The organism is Streptomyces sp. NPDC051320 (assembly GCF_040682175.1).
In the GTDB taxonomy this organism is placed as follows: domain Bacteria; phylum Actinomycetota; class Actinomycetes; order Streptomycetales; family Streptomycetaceae; genus Streptomyces.
The window spans coordinates 26,797-45,969 of sequence record NZ_JBFBAL010000002.1 but is presented as its reverse complement, the minus strand read 5'-3'; the positions used below and the strand labels follow the sequence as shown (position 1 = coordinate 45,969).

At 66.7% G+C, this 19,173-nt stretch carries 20 protein-coding genes; 6 read left to right on the top strand and 14 right to left on the bottom strand.

Annotated elements, in window-relative coordinates; translation table 11 throughout:
* Positions 1–211 precede the first annotated feature (211 nt).
* A complete protein-coding gene (locus tag AB0M87_RS04100; protein WP_365849973.1) occupies positions 212–907 on the top strand; it encodes a TerB family tellurite resistance protein in 696 nt (231 codons plus the stop codon).
* A gap of 226 nt (positions 908–1,133) precedes the next feature.
* Here AB0M87_RS04100 and AB0M87_RS04095 read toward each other — a convergent pair whose 3' ends face one another.
* From AB0M87_RS04095 to AB0M87_RS04070, 6 genes are all read right to left on the bottom strand, one after another.
* A complete protein-coding gene (locus AB0M87_RS04095) occupies positions 1,134–2,168 on the bottom strand; it encodes a MarR family transcriptional regulator (RefSeq protein WP_365849972.1) in 1,035 nt (344 codons plus the stop codon).
* A 450-nt stretch (positions 2,169–2,618) separates the two neighbouring features.
* Positions 2,619–3,623: a hypothetical protein gene (locus AB0M87_RS04090; protein ID WP_365849970.1), complete on the bottom strand. Its 1,005-nt coding sequence runs from the start codon at positions 3,621–3,623 to the stop codon at positions 2,619–2,621.
* Positions 3,624–3,670: 47 nt separating this feature from the next.
* Entirely contained in the window at positions 3,671–4,324 is a 654-nt protein-coding gene (locus AB0M87_RS04085) for a hypothetical protein (protein WP_365849969.1), read from the bottom strand.
* A 710-nt stretch (positions 4,325–5,034) separates the two neighbouring features.
* Entirely contained in the window at positions 5,035–5,640 is a 606-nt protein-coding gene (locus AB0M87_RS04080) for a hypothetical protein (protein WP_365849967.1), read from the bottom strand.
* A gap of 12 nt (positions 5,641–5,652) precedes the next feature.
* Entirely contained in the window at positions 5,653–7,053 is a 1,401-nt protein-coding gene (locus tag AB0M87_RS04075; protein WP_365849966.1) for a hypothetical protein, read from the bottom strand.
* Between the two features lie 22 nt (positions 7,054–7,075).
* Positions 7,076–7,372, bottom strand: a complete 297-nt coding sequence (locus AB0M87_RS04070; protein ID WP_365849964.1) for a hypothetical protein — start codon at positions 7,370–7,372, stop codon at positions 7,076–7,078.
* A 144-nt stretch (positions 7,373–7,516) separates the two neighbouring features.
* On the opposite strand from AB0M87_RS04070, the gene AB0M87_RS04065 reads away from it, so the two are divergent.
* From AB0M87_RS04065 to AB0M87_RS04055, 3 genes are all read left to right on the top strand, one after another.
* Positions 7,517–8,146 carry a hypothetical protein gene (locus AB0M87_RS04065; RefSeq protein WP_365849962.1) on the top strand — a complete coding sequence of 210 codons (630 nt, stop codon included), beginning with the start codon at positions 7,517–7,519 and terminating at the stop codon, positions 8,144–8,146.
* Positions 8,147–8,225: 79 nt separating this feature from the next.
* Entirely contained in the window at positions 8,226–8,972 is a 747-nt protein-coding gene (gene recO, locus AB0M87_RS04060) for a DNA repair protein RecO (protein WP_365849960.1), read from the top strand.
* An 18-nt stretch (positions 8,973–8,990) separates the two neighbouring features.
* Positions 8,991–9,803: an isoprenyl transferase gene (locus AB0M87_RS04055; RefSeq protein WP_365849958.1), complete on the top strand. Its 813-nt coding sequence runs from the start codon at positions 8,991–8,993 to the stop codon at positions 9,801–9,803.
* A 111-nt stretch (positions 9,804–9,914) separates the two neighbouring features.
* Here AB0M87_RS04055 and AB0M87_RS04050 read toward each other — a convergent pair whose 3' ends face one another.
* The 4 genes from AB0M87_RS04050 to AB0M87_RS04035 are packed head-to-tail and all read right to left on the bottom strand — an operon-like array spanning position 9,915 to position 13,062.
* Entirely contained in the window at positions 9,915–10,343 is a 429-nt protein-coding gene (locus tag AB0M87_RS04050) for a transcriptional repressor (RefSeq protein ID WP_365849957.1), read from the bottom strand.
* A gap of 57 nt (positions 10,344–10,400) precedes the next feature.
* Positions 10,401–11,294 carry a metal ABC transporter permease gene (locus tag AB0M87_RS04045; RefSeq protein WP_365849955.1) on the bottom strand — a complete coding sequence of 298 codons (894 nt, stop codon included), beginning with the start codon at positions 11,292–11,294 and terminating at the stop codon, positions 10,401–10,403.
* Positions 11,295–11,296: 2 nt separating this feature from the next.
* The gene (locus tag AB0M87_RS04040) at positions 11,297–12,064 is read right to left on the bottom strand and encodes an ATP-binding cassette domain-containing protein (protein ID WP_365849954.1); all 768 of its coding nucleotides are present in this window, start codon (positions 12,062–12,064) and stop codon (positions 11,297–11,299) included.
* 32 nt (positions 12,065–12,096) lie between these two features.
* Positions 12,097–13,062, bottom strand: coding sequence for a metal ABC transporter substrate-binding protein (locus tag AB0M87_RS04035; protein ID WP_365849953.1), 966 nt, complete (start codon positions 13,060–13,062; stop codon positions 12,097–12,099).
* 178 nt (positions 13,063–13,240) lie between these two features.
* On the opposite strand from AB0M87_RS04035, the gene AB0M87_RS04030 reads away from it, so the two are divergent.
* Complete coding sequence (locus tag AB0M87_RS04030; protein ID WP_365849951.1) at positions 13,241–14,623, top strand: glycine--tRNA ligase; 1,383 nt, start codon at positions 13,241–13,243, stop codon at positions 14,621–14,623.
* 375 nt (positions 14,624–14,998) lie between these two features.
* Here AB0M87_RS04030 and AB0M87_RS04025 read toward each other — a convergent pair whose 3' ends face one another.
* The 4 genes from AB0M87_RS04025 to AB0M87_RS04010 form a co-directional block, all read right to left on the bottom strand.
* Positions 14,999–16,312 (bottom strand): MFS transporter, encoded by a 1,314-nt coding sequence (locus tag AB0M87_RS04025; RefSeq protein WP_365849950.1) that lies wholly within the window; start codon positions 16,310–16,312, stop codon positions 14,999–15,001.
* Between the two features lie 87 nt (positions 16,313–16,399).
* On the bottom strand, positions 16,400–16,978 hold the full coding sequence (locus AB0M87_RS04020; RefSeq protein ID WP_365849948.1) for a helix-turn-helix domain-containing protein: 579 nt from the start codon (positions 16,976–16,978) through the stop codon (positions 16,400–16,402).
* Positions 16,979–16,998: 20 nt separating this feature from the next.
* The gene (locus AB0M87_RS04015; RefSeq protein WP_365849946.1) at positions 16,999–17,643 is read right to left on the bottom strand and encodes a TetR family transcriptional regulator; all 645 of its coding nucleotides are present in this window, start codon (positions 17,641–17,643) and stop codon (positions 16,999–17,001) included.
* Between the two features lie 52 nt (positions 17,644–17,695).
* The gene (locus AB0M87_RS04010; protein ID WP_365849944.1) at positions 17,696–18,718 is read right to left on the bottom strand and encodes an aldo/keto reductase; all 1,023 of its coding nucleotides are present in this window, start codon (positions 18,716–18,718) and stop codon (positions 17,696–17,698) included.
* Positions 18,719–18,891: 173 nt separating this feature from the next.
* Between AB0M87_RS04010 and AB0M87_RS04005 the strand changes: the two genes are divergently transcribed.
* A complete protein-coding gene (locus AB0M87_RS04005) occupies positions 18,892–19,104 on the top strand; it encodes a DUF6243 family protein (RefSeq protein ID WP_365849942.1) in 213 nt (70 codons plus the stop codon).
* Positions 19,105–19,173: the final 69 nt, after the last annotated feature.

Below are 19,173 nucleotides of genomic sequence, written 5' to 3'. Positions count from 1 at the left end.
CCACCGGGGACCGTCCGCTCGGACCCGATTATCTGTTCCGATTCGGTCCCGCGACGTGAACCCTCAGTGACCTGGCGTTTCTACCGGCCCCGGCCACCCGCGACGGTGGCCGGGGCCGAGTGATCTCGGGTCAGGGGCTGACGTCAGATCGCCAATGTGGCTAACATCACGTGCACGCGGCAATGATGCCGAGGTGTTACGGAGGTGAGCCGTGCTGCCAAGCAAGGGACGAAGCGGCAAGAAGTCGATCATCTGGGCCGTCCGCACCTCCTGGGACACCGTCGGCGACGGCGAGTTCTTCTGCGCCGACTGCGGAGGAGACCGCAACTACCGCCGTGTCACCGGCCATCGCCGTCTCACCGTCCTCGGCCTGCCGCTGCTGTCCCGGGGTCGCACCGGGCCGTTCGTCGAATGCACGGCCTGCGAGGCCCACTTCTCCACCGAGGCCCTCGACCACCCCACCACCACGCGCTTTTCCGCGATGCTGCGCGACGCCGTGCACACCGTCACCCTCGCCGTCCTCACCGCAGGTGGCATCTCCTCGCACACGGTCACCGAGACCGCCGTCGCCATCGTCAGGGCCGCCGGGTTCGACGAGTGCACGGAGGAGCAGCTGACCGCCCTGGTCGACGCGCTCGCCGCCGACACCGGCCGCTTCCTCACCGACGCCGAGCCGTGCGGTGCGGCGCTCACCATCGAACTCCACGAGGCGCTGCAGCCGTTGGCGCCGCATCTGGCGCCGGTGGGCCGCGAATCCATTCTGCTGCAGGGCGCCCGTATCGCTCTGGCGGACGGCCCGTACAGCCCGGCGGAGCGCGAGGTACTGGCCACCATCGGCGGGGCGTTGCAGCTCTGCGCCGATGACACCACCCGGTTGCTGGTGGCCGCGGCCCGTATGCCGTCCTGAACCGACCGGCCGTCCGGACGGCACGCTCGACGAGCACCGGCGAGGGGGCCGCGGCGTACGGCGTCGGATCCTCCTGGACCGCTTCTCGTTGCGACGGCACATCGAGAGCGAGAATCGTGCTTCCGCTCGCGCGGCCGAGTGCGGCGAGCAGGGTGGATTCTCCGACGGCTCGCGGGCCGTTCAGCACGATCTCCGGCCTGGGCGAGCGCTGCAGTCGGCACAACCCTCAAGGGGTGCGTGCCAGGGCGCGGAGGGCTGCGACCCGGTCGTGGACGTCGGGTCCGGTGTCGGTCTGGGTCTGGGGCTGGGTGCCGGTGGTGGTTGGCTGCGCGCCGGGTGAGGCGATGCGGCATGGGCGGCAGAGGCCGTCGGGCAGGGCTTCGGGGCGGCCGGGGGTGCCGCATGTGGTGCATTCCACCATCACGCGAGGGGTGGGCGCACCGGGTTTGCGGGCCGGGGGCTGGTGTGGCGGCATCTTGTGTGTGAGGCGGCGGCGGACGAAGCCGAGGGGCGAGTTGATGGGTCCGGCGGGTAGCCCGGCGGTGAGGACGTGGACGAGGTACGCCGGTGTCACTCCGCGCGCCAGCCATTGTTTCGCGAGGCTCTCCAGCTCCTCGCAGTCGGCCGCTGAGAGGGCCAGGCGGTGGTCTGCGCAGCCGAGTTGGGCCAGTGCCAGGTAGGCGGGTGAGGGGCGGCCCGGGTCTGGCTCCGGCTGTTGCGGCACGACGGGCGCGGGCGGCGCGGGCAGGGTGGCGGGCTCAGCAGTGACTGGCGGCCCAGGGGCCGGCGCCTCTGTCGGTGCCGGGGCTGAATCGGGTGCCGGCGGCGCGGGGTCCAGGTCTTCGGCTGCGGCGCGGCCGGCCTCGGCGGCGAGGAACGTCATCCACCACTCGTTGTCACGGGCGGTCCGTGACCAGAGCGTCCGGAACACCCAGCGGACCTGGTCGCCGGTCCTGGCAATGCAGCGCACTCGGCGCAGATGGCCTGCGACGGACAGTGCGGTGAGCGCGGTGCTGACGGCCTGCTGGCCGTAGGGCGGGAGTTGCTTGGCGAGGGTCTTGATCGTCATCGCGGCGCCGTCGGGGAGCCGGTCGACGAAAGCAGCGATGTAGCGCTCGCGCTCCGGCAGCAGCAGGAAGTCGTCGGGTCGGCGGGGAGCCTGGCCGGGGGCCGACCGCTTGCCGTAGCCGGGGGCCGCCATCGGGTGGGCGGGTAATGATGCGGGGGCGCGCAGGGCAGCGCTAAAGTTCTGGACAGCCACGGGATCGCTCACTTCGATCTTGGGGTCAGACCCTGGCTTGGTGCTGATAACACCACGTCGGGGTCGTTTAGTTGCACGCACCGTAGGCAGCCGCGCCCGCGCGCCGCAAGTTGGTCCCGGTTAGTCATATTTCCTCACCGTTAGGACGGTGGGGAGGCGGGGAGGCTTTCCCAACCCCCTACCTACCCGGTAAAGGAGGAATCTCGGGTCCCGAAGCTCGCGTCCCGGCGCTCCTGTTCCGGCGCTCGAAGCTTGGCCCTCGAACCCCGGGCTTCGGGAGCGTGACGGCGCAAGCGGGGAGCGGGTCAATTCCGACGACGTACGTCAAATATCGTACGGCGCACGGGTTTCTGGGAATGACAGGCGCGGAGGGAATCCGCCTGGTGTCTGACCCGGTCTCGACAGCGGGGGCGTCATGCGGCGGCAGGGGGCCGCGGACTGCTGTCGAGGTCAGCGGTTGATGGCTTGGATTTCGTCGACGGTGACGTCTTGGGTGGTGCCGAAGGTTCCGGTGGGGAGCGCAGTCGAGGCGGGGTGCCCGGTGCCGGTCCAGCTGATCTTCCAGGTGATCGTGGCTTTGAGCTTGTACGGCCCGTTGTTGCCCGAGGCGCGGAGATACGTGACGCCGCAGGGCGGGGTTTTGTCGGCGTTGCCCTTGACGTAGGGGGTGCCGATGGAGTCGTCGGCGTTGATGGCGCATTCTCCGGATGCGGGGTACAAATCGGCGTCCGACGTGCCAGGTTCGATCTTCAGAGAGACCGGTGTGGCGGTCGTCGTGGCCTGGATGTTCAGTACCGGCACTGAGGCGGCGACGGAGACGGGCTTGAAGTCGGTCTTGTCGAGCCAGGCCCAGGTGGGGAGGTTCACCTTGGTCGCGCCACTCGGGGCGAGCGTGACCTTGGTGTCGGGAACGCGGATTTCGGCGTAGGCGAGCTGCGACAGGATTTCGGGGGTGATGGCCTCTGGGATGTCTGCGGGTGGTGGGTCACCCTTGTCCACCCAGAAGATGGGTTTGTCGCAGGACAGCGCGCCTGGTTCTCCGATGCGTGAGTGGTCGACGTAGGAGTCCCACCAGTAGCCCTTGCCGGTTTTGGCTTTGTTGAAGTCCTTGTAGTCGCCGTCCTTTCCGTCTCCGTTTACGTAGTGATTACGTTGTGTAAGGTCCCACTGGGATCCCGTGGACGGGGCCTCCCAGATGGGCTCGAGGTATGCCTTGAGTTCGGCAGGGGAGTACTTCGGGGCATACCAGCACGGCGGAGGTGTCCAATTGCCTGCCGCGACGACCGGGCCAACGGTCGGACCCGTTCCATTATTGGAGCGGTTAAATTTGACGCCTGCTGAAGCGGAAATCGTCCCATGGTCACCGTCGTCCTGGGCGCTTCCGGACGTGGAGGCGTCGGACTCGCGACTGCCATCAGGCGAGGTTACTCCAGCCCATGCATCGAGAGAACTCATCACTAGTAGGATTCCTGAGAATGCGCATAGAACGAGCGCTGACCTACTCACTGCACGCATTTCGCCGCTCCTGCCGTCGAAACGATACGGGTGGTTTGCCAGACTCCGTCACTGTTCTTTTCGAGTTCAGTGTTGTAGAGGATGAAGTCGTTCTTCGATGGCACGGTCATCTTTGCTTTGCCGGTCTTGATTACCTTTGAGTACGCTTTGCTCTCGTCTGCGCAGAAAATCAGAGACGCCGAGTCGTTTTTGACGGTGGCTTTACGGTCGAAATAGTTGATGGAACCTGTCAAGGAATATCCGGCCTTCTTGAATTTCTCGATCCAAGTCGAGGCTGCTTCAAGCGCCCTTCCCTTGTTATAGAAATTCACGGCTGCGTATTTTGGGTCGCCGCCTGTGATGGCTCCGTTGACCGCTCGCATGCGCTCCGCACCATCGGCCAGGACTGCATCCTGTGCAGGGTCGCCGGTTCTTGCCGGTTCGAAGACCATCTTCAGGTCTGCTGGCAGGGTAACTTTCGGCCGCCCGGGAGCCGTCGAAGCCGACGGGCTGGGTGAGGAGGGCTTCGACGTTCCCGTGTCGGCGCCCGCGATCTTGTCCGAGTCCTTGGACTTGCTGTCACCACCGCCGCCGCACGCGGTGAGGAGGAGGGTCGCTGCAGTCGTGAGCGCGGCGGCAACGGGCAAAGATCGGCGGTTCACAGGCGACTCCCGGTGGGGCGATTGCGGACTATAGGTAATTGACGCTATCCGGACGGTACTTGGTTTCACCAGAGCGAACCCACTACAGAGCACCGGACACTTGTGGCTTTTGGGACGAACATGCTGGGGAAGTGGGAGGGGTAGCGGCGCGAGGGTGGTCGGTTGCCTGGGGGCCTGGGGCTGAGGCGGCTGCCCGTTGCGGCGAATGTTTCGCCTTGGTCACGCTTGGTTCAAGCTTCACGTATCCCGGAGGGCGCCCTTTGGGCGGGCGTCCCGTGCTCTCAGCGCCATCCTTCGATCGGAGGTCGCCCGCTGAGACCGGACTGATAGCCACGACCGTTTCGAAGTCGGTGACGGGAGCGAAGCCTGCCCCAGGGATTAGGGAAATCCAGAACGCTGAGGTTTCAACCGGGCGGAGATGAGGCTATGGCGCCGGCGTGTGCGGCGATTGCCGCAACCGCGTCATCGACGGGGATCCGAGCTATCCGAACGCCCCGGGACCTCACCTACTCTGCGGGGTGCTTCGTGATCCAGATGCGCGACGTCACGGCCCTTGAGCAGGCGGACAAACCGAGCCTGACGGGATCCTCATTTGATGAGGTACGAGCAGTGGACCCTCCAGGACGCCGACTGGCTCCGCTCGGTGGTGGTCAGTGCGACGGAAGGCGCGGAGGACTGTGGTCGGCGCATCCCTGTGCCTGCGTCGAGCCTCACACTTCTTCGTACTCGTCGACGAACTTGACGCCGCGAACGAACTCATCAATGTGCGGTTCGGCTGCGGCGAGCCTCCCGAGGTGTTCTGAGGAGACGAGAATCACCAGATCTAGGTTGCGTTGATCGTCGCGAAAGGCGTACCAAAGATTAATGGAAACGGTTTCGTCGGGGAGCATCACATGATTCCGTGAACGCAATCCCGATCCCAAGTGTTCTGTCTCAACTACTTCAGTCTGAGGCGGAATGACTACGTCGGGGCTATCGGCACGTGCAAGTCTCCGCAACGTGCTCGATCGCTCTCCTTCCGCTGGCCAGTAGGAAATATGCAAGGAAAGGCGCAAATCTTCCTGCGGGCTAGAAAAATACAAAAAGTGTTCGGTTCCGATTGCTGTTTCTTCGTAAACCTGACGTGCGCCGATGAGAATTTTAGATAGGCGCTTGACTTCGCTTCGTTTCTTGGGGAGATTGTTAAAGAAAAGAAGAGTTTCCGCTGCGAATTTAGCCCACTCTTTCTCACTTCCCCAAGATGTGTTCTCCCAGGAAATATTGGACGGTAGTTCCACCCAATACTCGAACTCTTCGTCGGTGCTGAGCCAGCTCATGTAACCTATTCCTTATGGAGCGTAGTCGTATAGGCCGGAATTGTAAAAGTTCCAGTCTTTCGCATCGCTGTAGGGCTTGATGTTTGGCTTACTGGGGGAAATATCGCTGCTTCCTACTGCCTTGTCGCCCAGGTCTATTGCGGTTCCGCTCACGAATAGACTGAGATTTTGTGCACCTGCCCGGGAGGTCTGACGTGCCGCTTTAAGCGTCGCTGTATCGGAGCCCCGTTTGGCTTCTTCTCTCGCTGCATATTTCAGCTGTGCCGCAGTTTTCGGATCGCCACCGGCGTTAAGAACTTCACGAGCGGTCGGTTTCGGCAACTGTTGTGCAGCGCCCTTCGCCTTGAGCTTCACGTTGTAAGCCTTGAGGTTCTTCGATGCAGCTCTTCTGGCGTTTTTTCCCTTCGCTTGCTGGACCGCAAGCTTGAGCGCCTCCCTCTTCGGGCTGTTTGCCATCGCGTCCGCAGTTGCCCTGCGGGCTGCCTGGGTGGAGGCCCGTTGCGTGGCGGCCGCGCCCTCTTCCACGCCGCGCGCTACCGCGCCGCCCGCCTTGAAGGTGAGCAGGCCCAGGATGTCGAACCCGACATCTCCCCAGCCGCCGTTGCCGGTGGCGGCCATGAGGGTGTGCATTCCCAGCGAGACGACGGAGGCCACGGTGCCGAAGGTCAGCAGCATGGGGGCTAGGGCCAGGAGGAGTTCTGGCATGACAATGCAGGCTGCGAGGACCGTAATGGCGAGCGCAACTATGGCGGCGATTGTTGCGACGTATCCGATGACTTCGAGTGTGATTTTGATTGCGTCGATATTTGCTTCGATGATGTTGGAGACCCAGCTCCAGAACCCGTCTTCCAGCGCATCATCGATAATGTCGCGAATTTTCTTGGCGATGTTCTTCGACTGAGTGTCATAGGATTCAATCGCATGCTGGTATTTTCTTTGCGCCGCCGCGAGATCGCTACGGGCCCGGTGAAGTTGTTCCTTCTTGTGCGAGTCCAGTTCGTCTTCGGCCTTCTTTGCCGCCTCCGAGTCCGGATCCGTGCTCCCCACCAGCTTTTTGATGTCCGCCTGGGCGCTCTTCGCCGAGCTCAAGGCGTCTGCCGTCGAGGTTTGTATGAATTTGAGGTCTGTCGCCCATTTTTCGAGTTGCGCAGAGACCCGCTCGTACCGGCCCGCTGATTTCTCCAGCTTGCCGCGGAACTTGTCCGCGCCGCTCTGCAGTTCGTCGACGTACTTGCCTTTGAGCGTCTTGTCGTCACTGATGGTCTTGAGCTTTTTGATCTGCAGGCGGATTTCCGCAGCCGTGGCCTGCATGTTCTTCTGGCCTGCGGTCACGCCATCCACGTCGCCCGGCGTCGGATCCGTGTCCCCGAGTGGTTGCCAGTCGGTCGGACGCCTCTTTGTCCCTGTTCCCATGGTGCGCTCCCCCGAAGCTCGCTTACCGCGGACCCTTGGCCTGACGCGCGAGCTTATTATCCGTCGACTCGAAACTTTCCCTGGTCGTGGTCACCAACTTGAGGACGTCATCGAGATTCGACAGCATCTGCTTGCGGTTGCCGGACCAGTTGTCCGCGAACTCGTGCATGGCGTCACTGAGGTGCTTGGCTCCGACGTCCTCGGCGAGCTCGTCCTGCCTGGTCCCGCACTTCCTGAACTCGCGCCTGATGTTCTTCAACGACCGCTCTGTATCCGTCAGAAGGTCGTAGTCCACCTTCAAGTTCGATTCGTCAGCCATGCGTTGCCCTCCCTCATGAATGATCACCATTTCGCAGAGCCTCGTCCCCGGTCAAGTAGGCCCACGTCGACGGTCGGGGTGTGTAGGCCGGTCCGACGGGCGGCGGTGATGGATCGCCTCGCTGGGTCAGTAGGCTGATCGACCATGAGCGTTGACTCGAAGCAGCCGATGTCCATTGCTGGTTACTCACTCGTACTGCCGCCCGGCTGGGTGCGGATCCCACTGCGGAACGGGTCGGAAGACGCAGTACGTCGTGCGGCGAAGCAGGTATTCCAGGGGGCGCACGAGGATATCCCGCGTGACGAGATGGGCAAGTACCGATTGAAAATTGAAGGAAAGCTGCGGGAGGTTGCCGCACAGGCAGCGAGGAGTGGCGGGGTCGACCTGTACCTGCCCACGTCACTGCGGGGCGGGGTCGCGACCCCCTGTTCGATTGTCGTTTCGGAAATGCGACTGCCCGGGGGCGAGTCCGTGGAAGCGGGGGACATGCTCCGACGGCTCACGGAGGATGCCGACTTCCGCGCGGCTGATGTCGACGGCTCGGCGGGCGCTCGAAGTGAACGTCTTCGCACGACCACTCTTGAACAAGGGGCCAAGGAGACGGCGCGCCACGTCGACTATGTGCTGCTGGTGCCGGGGAATTCCGGCCGATGGCTCAGCATCGCTTTTTCGACGCCGGGCGACGGTGATCCGGATGGTGAGTTCGCGCTGCTGCTCGTTGAACTCTTCGACGCGATCATGGCTACGTTCAGTTGGCAGCATCACACTGTGTGAGCGCGGGCGCCCGGGAGCCGCCGCTTCGGGAATCGTGCCACGGCGCCGCGCGTGTCGCCCGTACGGGACAATGGACCCCATGAGTCTGTTCCGGGACGACGGCATCGTGCTGCGGACCCAGAAGCTCGGTGAGGCCGACCGCATCATCACGCTTCTGACCCGCGGCCACGGGCGGGTGCGCGCCGTCGCGCGGGGGGTGCGGCGTACGAAGTCGAAGTTCGGCGCGCGGCTAGAGCCGTTCTCCCATGTCGATGTGCAGTTCTTCGCGCGCGGCAGTGAACTCGTCGGGCGCGGGCTCCCGTTGTGCACGCAGAGTGAGACCATCGCTCCGTACGGTGGCACCATCGCCGGGGACTACGCTCGCTACACCGCCGGCACGGCCATGCTGGAGACCGCGGAACGCTTCACCGACCATGAGGGCGAGCCGTCCGTGCAGCAGTATCTGCTGCTGGTCGGTGGGCTGCGCACACTGTCCCGGGGGGAGCACGCGCCGCATCTGATCCTCGACGCGTTTCTGCTGCGCTCACTCGCCGTCAACGGCTACGCCCCCAGCTTCGACGACTGTGCGAAGTGCGGCCTGGAAGGGCCCAACCGTTTCTTCTCGGTGGCAAGCGGCGGAGTGGTGTGCGGCGACTGCCGGGTGCCCGGCAGCGTCGTACCCTCTGCGGAGGCCGTCGGGCTGCTCAGTGCGCTGCTGACCGGGGACTGGACGACGGCCGACGCGGCCGAGCCGCGGCATGTCAGGGAGGGGAGCGGGCTGGTGTCCGCCTATCTGCACTGGCACCTGGAGCGTGGACTGCGCTCGATGCGGTACGTAGAGAAGTAGTGAGAGGAAGACGAGCTCATGGCACGACGCGGCATTCTGGGGCGCGGCAAGCGCGAGTACAAGGTGCCGGAGCCGCACCCGTCCGGCGCGCGCCCACCGAAGATCCCCGGCGAGCTGGTCCCGAACCACGTCGCGATCGTGATGGACGGCAACGGCCGTTGGGCCAAGGACCGGGGGCTGCCGCGCACCGAGGGGCACAAGGTGGGCGAGTCCACCGTGCTGGAAGTGCTCAACGGCTGTATCGAGATGGGCGTCAAGAACCTTTCGCTGTACGCCTTCTCCACCGAGAACTGGAAGCGCTCACCCGACGAGGTGCGCTTCCTGATGAACTTCAACCGCGATGTCATCCGGCGCAGGCGTGACGAGATGGACGAGCTCGGCATCCGTATCCGCTGGGTGGGCCGGATGCCCAAGCTGTGGAAGTCGGTCGTCGAGGAGCTGCAGGTCGCGCAGGAACAGACCAGGACCAACGATGCGATGACGCTGTACTTCTGCGTCAACTACGGCGGCCGCGCGGAGATCGCCGACGCGGCGCAGGCCATCGCACGGGACGTGGCGGCGGGGAAGCTCGATCCGTCGAAGGTCAACGAGAAGACGTTCGCGAAGTACATCTACTACCCGGACATGCCGGACGTGGACCTCTTCCTGCGCCCGAGCGGCGAGCAGCGTACGTCCAACTACCTGATCTGGCAGAGCGCCTACGCCGAGATGGTCTTCCAGGACGTCCTGTGGCCGGACTTCGACCGGCGCGACCTGTGGCGGGCCTGCCTGGAGTTCGCCCAGCGCGACCGCCGCTTCGGCGGCGCGATCGAGGAGGCACCGCCGGCATAACCGGGGGCTCCGCCCCCGCACCCCCGGTCCTCAATCGCCGGACGGGCTTGTTCTGGGCTGAGCCCGAATTCCAAGCCTGTCCTCGCCCGGAGGGCGTCCAAGGGGCTCAGCTCAACCCCGGCCGTCCTCCGCCAAGGAGCCCGCACAGTCGGCACAGGTCCCGAAGACCTCCACCGTGTGCGCCACGTTCACATACCCGTGTTGCGCCGCGATGGACTCGGCCCACTTCTCCACCGCGGGCCCCTCCACCTCGACCGCCTTGCCGCACGCCCGGCAGACCAGATGGTGATGATGCTCACCGGTCGAGCAGCGCCGGTAGACGGACTCGCCGTCGCCGGTGCGCAGCACATCGACCTCGCCCGCGTCGGCGAGTGACTGCAGGGTGCGGTAGACCGTGGTCAGGCCGACCGAGTCGCCGCGGTGCTTGAGGACATCGTGCAGCTCCTGCGCACTGCGGAACTCGTCCACCTCGTCGAGTGCCGCAGCCACCGCGGCCCGCTGCCGGGTCGACCGGCCCCGTACTGGTGCTCCCGCTGTCACAGGTGCCTCCTTGCCGTCCGTCGCCCGCAGATATGTCGGGCCATTGTGCCAGCTCGGTCAGGCTCCGACCGAGTCCCTCGGCTCCCGCATGGCCGGCACCGGGATGTCGCGCCCGGCGTCGGCCGCCTCGACGGCCCGTGCGCGCCGCCTCGCCAGCGGGGTGGCCAACGCGGTCAGGGCGATGAAGACGCCGATGGCCAGCAACACAATTGTCGCGCCGGGCGGGACGTCCTGGTAGTAGGAGACGACGGTTCCGGACAGGGTCGCGGCCGTGCCGATGACGACGGCCAGTGTGAAGGTCAGTGCGAACGACTTCGACAGCTGCTGGGCCGCCGCCACCGGAACCACCATCAGCGCGCTGACCAGCAACAGCCCGACCACGCGCATGGCGACGGTGACGGTGACGGCGGCGGTCACCGCGATCAGCAGATTGAGCGCCCGCACCGGAAGCCCGGTGACCCGGGCGAACTCCTCGTCCTGGCTGACCGCGAAGAGCTGCCTGCGCAGCCCGACCGTGACCAGCACCACGAAGGCGGCGAGCAGACAGATCGACGTCACTTCGCTGCTGGAGACGGTGGCCAGCGAGCCGAAGAGGTACGAGGAGAGGTTGGCGGTGGAACCGGTGGAGGAGATGTTGATCAGCAGCACACCGCCCGCCATACCGCCGTAGAAGAGCATCGCCAGCGCCACGTCGCCCCGCATCCTCCCGTAGGAGCGGATCAGCTCCATGGTGACCGCGCCGAGGACCGAGACCAGGGTCGCCATCCACACCGGGCTGCTGTTCAGCAGAAAGCCCAGCCCGACGCCGGTCATGGCGATGTGCCCGATGCCGTCGCCCATCAGGGCCTGGCGGCGCTGGACGAGGTAGATGCCGATGGCGGGGGCCGTGATCCCGACCAGGACAGCGGCGAGCAGGGCCCGCTGCATGAGAACGCTCTGCAGGATTTCCATGGTCAGCTCAGCAGTCCTGTGCGGGCCGGCTCGACGGCCGAGGAGTGGGGGTGTACATGGTCGTGACCAGGGAGAGCGTGCTGTCCGACGGCCTCCGGCGGAGGCCCGTCATGGGTGACGCAGGCGTCGCGCAGTACAACGGCCCGGTCGATCAGCGGCTCCAGCGGACCCAGTTCGTGCAGCACCAGCAGCACGGTCGTCCGCGCGGCGACCTGCTCGCGCAGGGTCGAGGCGAGGATCTCCTGGCTGGCCAGGTCGACGCCCGCCATCGGCTCGTCCATGATCAGCAGTTCGGGTTCGGAGGCCAGCGCGCGGGCGATCAGGACCCGCTGGTGCTGGCCGCCGGAGAGGGCGTTCACCGAGTCGCCCGTACGGTCGGTGAGCCCCACAAGCTCGATGGCCCGCGCGACCGCGGCCCGGTCCGCCCTGGACGGCCACTTCAGCTTCGTACGGGACAGCCGCCCGGAGGCGACGACCTCGCGCACGGTCGCGGGCACCCCGCCGGCCGCGGTGGTGCGCTGCGGCACGTAACCGATGCGGGCCCAGTCCCGGAAGCGGGCCAGCGGCGTGCCGAAGAGTTCGATCCCGCCGCCGGTGAGCGGGACCTGCCCGATCACCGCGCGGACGGCGGTCGACTTGCCCGAACCGTTGGCGCCGAGCAGGGCGACGACTTCGCCGTGGTGCACGGTGAGGTCGATGCCGCGCAGCACCGGGCGCGAGCCGAGGCTGGCTGTCGCTCGCCGCAGGGAAATAACGGTTTCGTGCTCCATAAGGCGTGCCTCCGGGGCCGGGATCGTTTCTGTCACTTCGCGCCGAGTGCCTTCTGGAGCGCGACGAGGTTGGACTGCATGACCTCGATGTAGTCATCGCCCTTGGACTTGCCGGTGATTCCCTCGAGCGGGTCCAGTACGTCCGTCTTGACGTGCAGGTCGCCGGCCAGGGTCTTCGCGGTGTCGGGGTCGGCGATCGTCTCGAAGAACACCGTGGACACGTGGTGTTCGGCGGCGAGCGTGTGCAGGTCCCTCATGCGCGAGATGCTCGGTTCGCTCTCCGGGTCGATGCCGCTGATGGCCTCCTCGGTGAGGCCGTAGCGCTCGGCGAGGTAGCCGAAGGCCGCGTGGGTGGTGATGAAGGTGTCGGACGTGCGGTTCTTGAGCCCGTCGGTGTACTGCTTGTTGAGCGCGTCGAGCTTCTTGACCAGGGCGTCGGTGTTCTTCTGATAGTCCGCCCGGTGGGCCGGGTCGGCGGCGGCGAGCGTCTTGTTCACGCCCTGGGCGATCCGGGCGAACCGCACCGGGTCGAGCCAGACGTGCGGATCGGCCCCCGCCTCGGTCTGCGAGTGCGAGTCGTTGTTGCCCGTGGTGTGGTGGTGGCCGTCCACCTCGGTGCCGTGCTTCTCGAGCGTGACCATGGAGGCGGCGTCGGCCGTGTGCCTGACGCCGGACTGCTTGATCGCCTCGTCGACGGCCGGCTGCAGCCCCTTGAGGTAGACGATCGCGTCGACGCCGGAGAGCGCGACGGTCTGCTTCGGGCTGAGCTCGAGATCGTGCGGCTCGACGCCGGGCTTCGTCAGATCGGTGACCGAGACGTGGTCACCGCCGATCTGCTGGGTCAGGTACTGCAGCGGATAGAACGACGCCACCACGTCGAGCTTGCCGTCGCTGCGGTCCGCCGCGGTGGGGGAACCGGAACAGGCGGAGAGCAGGACCATGCCGAGAGCGACTGCTCCGGAGACGGCGGCGGCGGGTATGAGGCGACTTACGTTCATGACAGTCATTTTCAACAAAACTGGAAACGATTGTCAACAAGCACCTCTCGGCAGCCGATCCGGGCCCCGGGGCCGGCCGATCCCGGCCCCGAGCGGGAACCGATTTGATCCGGGGGGTGCAGCCGCCGGTAACCTGAAGCATTCCGCTGTTCGTCATCGTCGTAATGAAGAGAGCACCGTGGCCGCCGACAAGATCGACACCATCGTCAGCCTGAGCAAGCGCCGTGGCTTCGTCTACCCCTCCAGTGAGATCTACGGCGGCCAGCGAGCCGCCTGGGACTACGGGCCGCTGGGTGTCGAGCTGAAGGAGAACATCAAGCGTCAGTGGTGGCGCTACATGGTCACCTCGCGCGAGGACGTGGTCGGTCTCGACTCGTCGGTCATCCTGGCCTCCGAGACCTGGGAAGCCTCCGGCCATGTGGCGACCTTCTCCGACCCGCTGACCGAGTGCACCTCCTGTCACAAGCGCTTCCGCGCGGACCACCTGGAGGAGGCGTACGAGGAGAAGCACGGCCACCTGCCCGCGAACGGCCTCGCCGACCTCAACTGCCCCAACTGCGGAAACAAGGGCACCTTCACCGAGCCCAAGAACTTCTCCGGTCTGCTCTCCACCCACCTCGGCCCGACCCAGGACAGCGGCTCCGTCGCCTACCTGCGTCCGGAGACCGCCCAGGGCATCTTCACCAACTTCGGCCAGGTGCAGCAGACTTCGCGCAAGAAGCCGCCGTTCGGCATCGCGCAGATGGGCAAGTCCTTCCGGAACGAGATCACTCCGGGCAACTTCATCTTCCGCACCCGTGAGTTCGAGCAGATGGAGATGGAGTTCTTCGTCAAGCCGGGCGAGGACGAGCAGTGGCAGGAATACTGGATGGAGCAGCGCTGGAACTGGTACCGCGACCTGGGCCTGCGTGAGGAGAACATGCGGTGGTTCGAGCACCCGAAGGAGAAGCTCTCCCACTACTCCAAGCGCACCGCTGACATCGAGTACCGCTTCCGCTTCGGCGGCGGCGAGTGGGGCGAGCTGGAAGGCGTCGCCAACCGCACCGACTTCGACCTCTCCGCGCACGCCAAGGCCTCCGGCACCGATCTCTCCTACTTCGACCAGGAGAAGGGCGAGCGCTGGACGCCGTACGTCATCGAGCCCGCGGCGGGTGTCGGCCGCACCATGCTGGCCTTCATGCTCGACGCGTACAACGAGGACGAGGCGCCCAACGCCAAGGGCGTGATGGAGAAGCGCACCGTGATGCGCCTCGACCCGCGCCTGGCACCGGTCAAGGTCGCGGTGCTCCCGCTGTCCCGCAACCCGCAGCTCTCGCCAAAGGCCAAGGGTCTGGCGACCGACCTGCGCAAGAACTGGAACATCGAGTTCGACGACGCGGGTGCCATCGGCCGCCGCTACCGCCGTCAGGACGAGATCGGTACGCCGTTCTGTGTCACCGTCGACTTCGACACGCTCGACGACAACGCGGTGACCGTCCGCGAGCGCGACACGATGAAGCAGGACCGCGTCTCGCTGGACCAGATCCAGTCGTACCTGGGCAGCCACCTGCTGGGCTGCTGAACGCCTGTACGTGAACTGACCGGCGGCCCCGGTCCCGCTTCGGTGGGGCCGGGGCCGCCGTTTCGGGCTCACAGACCTGCCGTGTGCCGCGCTTCCTCCGTCCTGCGCTTCCTCGACCGGGGCTGCGAAGCCGCCGGTGTCGAGATCGATAGTGAAGGGCGCCGGGATATGCACCTTCTCACCGATTCTCACCGAAGGGGAGGGTGAGATGCGAGGCGTATCCCCTGGCTGAGGGCGACTGGAAGACGGTGGTTTCCTCCTGCATGTCCAGCAGGAGTCATCATGCGCCTTCCCCATGGAGTAAGCCAGTCACCACTCACGGTAACGGCGGCCACTGACAGCGTGGTCCCCGTCGCTTCACGGGCCGTGCAGGCATCAGCGTGATGCGGGCTCCGGCTCGCCCTGCGACGCCGGCCCGGGGGCCGGGAGAGCGGTGGGCAGGTCGCACCGGCGGCGGATCGGGGAGAACCACAGGAGCGATGCCGCCGCCGGGAGCCCCGCGATGGTGATCCACAGTGCGGTGCGGGTGCCCAGCGCCTCGCCGAGCGCGCCGCCGAGGAGGGCGCCGAGCGGGATGGTGCCGTAATTGAGGAAGGCGGCGGACGCGCTGATCCGGCCCAGCAGCTCCTTGGGGCAGTACTGCTGCCGGAACGTCGAGGAGATGATGTTGCCCGCGATGACCCCGAACGAGACCGACATGTAGCCGATCAGGAAGAGCACCAGGCCCGGTCCCCGGGTGGTCAGCGGGATCAGCAGAGCCAGCGACGGAAGCAGTTCGAAGAAGAGCAGGGCGCGTGCGGTGCCGATGCGGGCGGCGAGGCGGCGGGCGGCGAAGGCGCCGAGGATGCCTCCGATGCCGCCACCGGTCATCAGCGCGCCGATGACGCCCGAGGAGAGGTGGACCTCGCGGACCAGGAAGACCACCAGGATCGACTGATAGGCCATCAGGGCCAGGTTGGCGGCGCCGCCGTTGACGGTCATGGCGCGCAGATACGGGTCACCGAAGGTCAGCCGGAGCCCTGTGCGGATCTCCCGGCCGAGTGCGCCGCGCGAGCGCGGGGCGACGGGACCGCGCGGCTCGCGGTACTTGATGCGCAGGACGCAGAGGAAGGACACCGCGAACGTCGCGGCGTTCACGAAGAGCCCGTTGGCCGCGCCGATCGCCTGGACCAGGAAGCCGCCTGTCCCGAATCCGGCGAGCTGGGCCGCTGACTCACTGCCGTGCAGTTTGGAGTTGCCTTCCGCCTGGTCCTCGGGCGCGACGAGGTGCGGGAGCAGCGCGGTGTACGCGGTCTGGAAGAAGACGGTGGCTGTGCCGACCAGCAAGGCGGTGACGAGCAGATAGCCGATCGTCAGCAGTCCCAGCCAGGCGGCCGCGGGTATCCCGGCGAAGAGCAGCAGTGCGGCGGCGTCGGCGACCAGCATGACGGGGCGGCGCGGCAGTCGGTCCACCCAGGCGCCGGCCGGCAGTCCGATGAGCAGCCACGGCAGCCAGGTGACCGCGGTGAGCAGGCCCACCTGGAAGGTGGAGGCGTGCAGGATCGTGACCGCGACCAGCGGGAGAGCGACCGAGGTGACCGAGGCGCCGTACTTCCCGGTGGTGGAACCGGTCCAGAGGTGCCGGAAGTCGCGGTTGCGGAGGAGGAGGCTGCGGGGGGCGGTGCGCTCGGTCGTGCCCGTCGTCGTCATGGCCCTGAAGGTACCTTGCAGAGACTCCTCTGCACAGTCATTTGCAGAGAAGTCTCTGCAATATTTCTTCGGGATGCCGTCGGCGGCTCAGTCCTTGCGTTCGCGGCGCGGGAACGCCTGGATCTGGATACTGACCGGCAGCGACCCGGGCGCGGGCGGCTCGTCCGCCGACGGGTAGTAGGTGTCGATCACGGCCATCAGCTCGGCGTTCAGTTGCTTCAGCCGGTCCGGCGTCAGGCGCAGGTCGTCCCAGTTGGAGATGGTCCCGGAGCGTTCCCACTCGTCCGGCCATGCCTGGGAGAGATAGGCGGTCACCCGTTGGAAGTGCTGCTGGATCAGCTCTTGCAGATACACGTCGACGGCTTCACGTGCCGTCGGGTCCTTGCGCAACTGCTCGGTGTGCAGCACCTGCCGGTCGTCGATCGCCCGCCACCAGCGCTCGCGCTTCGTACCGCGCTCCGCGTCCTCCTCGATGAAGCCGTGCTCGGCGAGATGCCGCAGGTGCCAGCTCACCGTGCCGGTGTTCTCCCCGAACTCCCGGGCCAGCCGGGTCGAGGTCGCAGGCCCGTCGCGGCGCAGTGACTCCAGGATGCGCACCCGCAGCGGGTGCGCGAGGGCGCGCAGGCTTCGGGCGTCGATGGTCCGTACGGGCTTGTCACTGGACATGCGGGCAGCGTAACCGGCCCTCAGTCCTGCTCTCCGGCTTCCCCCGGGGCTGTCACGTCACCGCCGCTGACGGCGCGTGCCGCGAGCCCGCGCAGCAGCAGATTGCGTACGGCTACGAACGCGTCCTCGATGCCGGGGCTGTTCCACTCCGCCGCGTACACCGGGTCGTGGAAGCGGTCGGTGGCATCGAAGACCGCGCGGGCCACAGTGGCGTGTTCGGCCTCGCCGACCGTGAACTCCCCGTCCTGGCAGCCGTCCGCGATGATCCGGGTGAGTTGCTCGGTCAGCACCTCGACATGGCGCTCCACCACGCTGCTGCTCTCGCCGGCCAACACGTTGTACGTGGCGAACAGTTCGGGGTCTCCGCCGGCCTTGTGCCGCTTGGCGGTGAACAGCGCGGTCAGCCAGCCCTCCAGCCGGACCGGCGCCGGGCCCGCCTGCCGGACGGTGTACTGGGCGAGCTCGACCACCGTGCGGTCCAGCCAGCGTTCGGTGACGGCCTCCCGCAGCGCGGCCTTGGTGCGGAAGTGCCGGTAGACGCTGCCGTGGCTGACGCCCAGCACCCGAGCCACATCGACCACCGTCGCCTTTGCTGGACCGTGGCGGCGCAGCACATCCTCGGTGGCCCGGAGAATGCGCTCGGGTGTCAGGACTTCGGGCGTCATCGGGTCTGCGCTGCCTTTCGGGGGACGGATCGCAGTCGACCGTACCCGCTGGTCAGCGCTCGCTGTCGAGGTGGGCCATCTGGGCTGCCGGGTAACGATCGCCCGCCGCGGCGTCGGCCGGGACGGCCCGCTCGATGGCGGTGAGGTCGGCGGCGTCCAGCGCCACGTCCACGGAGCCGATGGCCTCGGTCAGCCGGTCGCGGCGGCGGGCGCCGATCAGTGGCACGATGTCCTCGCCCTGAGCCAGCACCCAGGCGATGGCGATCTGGGCGACGGACACCCCCTTCTGCTCGGCGATCTTGCGCAGCGTTTCCACCAGATCAAGGTTGTGCCGGAGGTTCTCACCCTGGAAGCGCGGGCTCATGCCGCGGAAGTCGCCGGGGGCCAGCTCGCGGTCACGGGTGTAGTGCCCGCTGATCAGGCCGCGGGAGAGCACTCCGTACGCGGTGATGCCGATGCCCAGCTCACGGGTGACCGGCAGGATCGCCTCCTCGATGCCCCGGGAGATCAGCGAGTACTCGATCTGCAGGTCGGCGATGGGGGCGACGGAGGCGGCCCGGCGGATGGTGTCCGCGCCGACCTCGGAGAGGCCGACGTGCCGGACGTGACCGGCCTCGATCAGCTCGGCGATGGCGCCGACGGTCTCCTCGATCGGCACGTCCGGGTCCACCCGGGCGATCCGGTAGATGTCGATGTGGTCGGTGCCGAGCCGCTGGAGTGAGTAGGCGGCGAAGTTCTTGACCGCGTTGGGGCGGCCGTCGTATCCGGTGAAGCCGCCCTCGACGGTGCGCAGGGCGCCGAACTTGACGCTGGTGAGGGTCTGTTCGCGGCGGCCGGCGGGCGCGGTGCGCAGCGCCTCGCCGATCAGCAGTTCGTTGTGGCCCATCCCGTAGAAGTCACCCGTGTCGAGCAGCGTGATCCCGGCGTCGAGTGCGGCATGGATGGTAGCGATCGACTCGGCACGGTCGGTTTCGCCGTACATCCCGGACATGCCCATGCAGCCGAGGCCGAGCGCGGCGGTCTGGGGCCCGGTGGAGCCGAGCGGGCGGGTGGGGAGGGCGGGGGTGGTGGCCATGGACGGTCCTCCGGGACTGATGGCGTGGTGATCGCGGTCGGGTGGGCGGGTCAGCACCCACTCTTGCATGACAGATGACATATTTCAATATCTGTCATTCGGGTGGGCGCGGCGCGCCGGACGGCCGGAAAAATGGTGCGGCCGTCCCCGACGCGCCCGGTACGCTGACCGGCATGGCAAAGAGTCGTAACAACCTTCTTGGCGTGGGCGGGCAGCGCAAGAAGATGCCCCGCTCCGGAGCACAGAGCTCGGCGGCGGCGGGCGCCGAGGACCGCAGGTCCGCGGCAGACCAGAAGCAGGAACTGCTGCGGAAGATGCGCGAGCGCGCGGAGGGAAGCGAGACGCCGGAAACCCCCGCGACCTCCGGGACCCCCGCGGCCGACTAGCAGGACTGACAGCAGCAAGAACAGAAACCGGTGGGCCCGGATCGCGCCACGCGATCCGGGCCCACCGCT

What these genes read in the sequence shown, in the direction of transcription:
- AB0M87_RS04090 (WP_365849970.1), bottom strand. Translation starts at nt 3,623, where the DNA reads ATGAGTTCTCTCGATGCATGGGCTGGAGTAACCTCGCCTGATGGCAGT.
- AB0M87_RS04080 (WP_365849967.1), bottom strand. Translation starts at nt 5,640, where the DNA reads ATGAGCTGGCTCAGCACCGACGAAGAGTTCGAGTATTGGGTGGAACTA.
- AB0M87_RS04075 (WP_365849966.1), bottom strand. Translation starts at nt 7,053, where the DNA reads ATGGGAACAGGGACAAAGAGGCGTCCGACCGACTGGCAACCACTCGGG.
- AB0M87_RS04070 (WP_365849964.1), bottom strand. Translation starts at nt 7,372, where the DNA reads ATGGCTGACGAATCGAACTTGAAGGTGGACTACGACCTTCTGACGGAT.
- AB0M87_RS04065 (WP_365849962.1), top strand. Translation starts at nt 7,517, where the DNA reads ATGAGCGTTGACTCGAAGCAGCCGATGTCCATTGCTGGTTACTCACTC.
- recO (WP_365849960.1), top strand. Translation starts at nt 8,226, where the DNA reads ATGAGTCTGTTCCGGGACGACGGCATCGTGCTGCGGACCCAGAAGCTC.
- AB0M87_RS04055 (WP_365849958.1), top strand. Translation starts at nt 8,991, where the DNA reads ATGGCACGACGCGGCATTCTGGGGCGCGGCAAGCGCGAGTACAAGGTG.
- AB0M87_RS04045 (WP_365849955.1), bottom strand. Translation starts at nt 11,294, where the DNA reads ATGGAAATCCTGCAGAGCGTTCTCATGCAGCGGGCCCTGCTCGCCGCT.
- AB0M87_RS04040 (WP_365849954.1), bottom strand. Translation starts at nt 12,064, where the DNA reads ATGGAGCACGAAACCGTTATTTCCCTGCGGCGAGCGACAGCCAGCCTC.
- AB0M87_RS04035 (WP_365849953.1), bottom strand. Translation starts at nt 13,062, where the DNA reads ATGAACGTAAGTCGCCTCATACCCGCCGCCGCCGTCTCCGGAGCAGTC.
- AB0M87_RS04025 (WP_365849950.1), bottom strand. Translation starts at nt 16,312, where the DNA reads ATGACGACGACGGGCACGACCGAGCGCACCGCCCCCCGCAGCCTCCTC.
- AB0M87_RS04020 (WP_365849948.1), bottom strand. Translation starts at nt 16,978, where the DNA reads ATGTCCAGTGACAAGCCCGTACGGACCATCGACGCCCGAAGCCTGCGC.
- AB0M87_RS04015 (WP_365849946.1), bottom strand. Translation starts at nt 17,643, where the DNA reads ATGACGCCCGAAGTCCTGACACCCGAGCGCATTCTCCGGGCCACCGAG.
- AB0M87_RS04010 (WP_365849944.1), bottom strand. Translation starts at nt 18,718, where the DNA reads ATGGCCACCACCCCCGCCCTCCCCACCCGCCCGCTCGGCTCCACCGGG.
- AB0M87_RS04005 (WP_365849942.1), top strand. Translation starts at nt 18,892, where the DNA reads ATGGCAAAGAGTCGTAACAACCTTCTTGGCGTGGGCGGGCAGCGCAAG.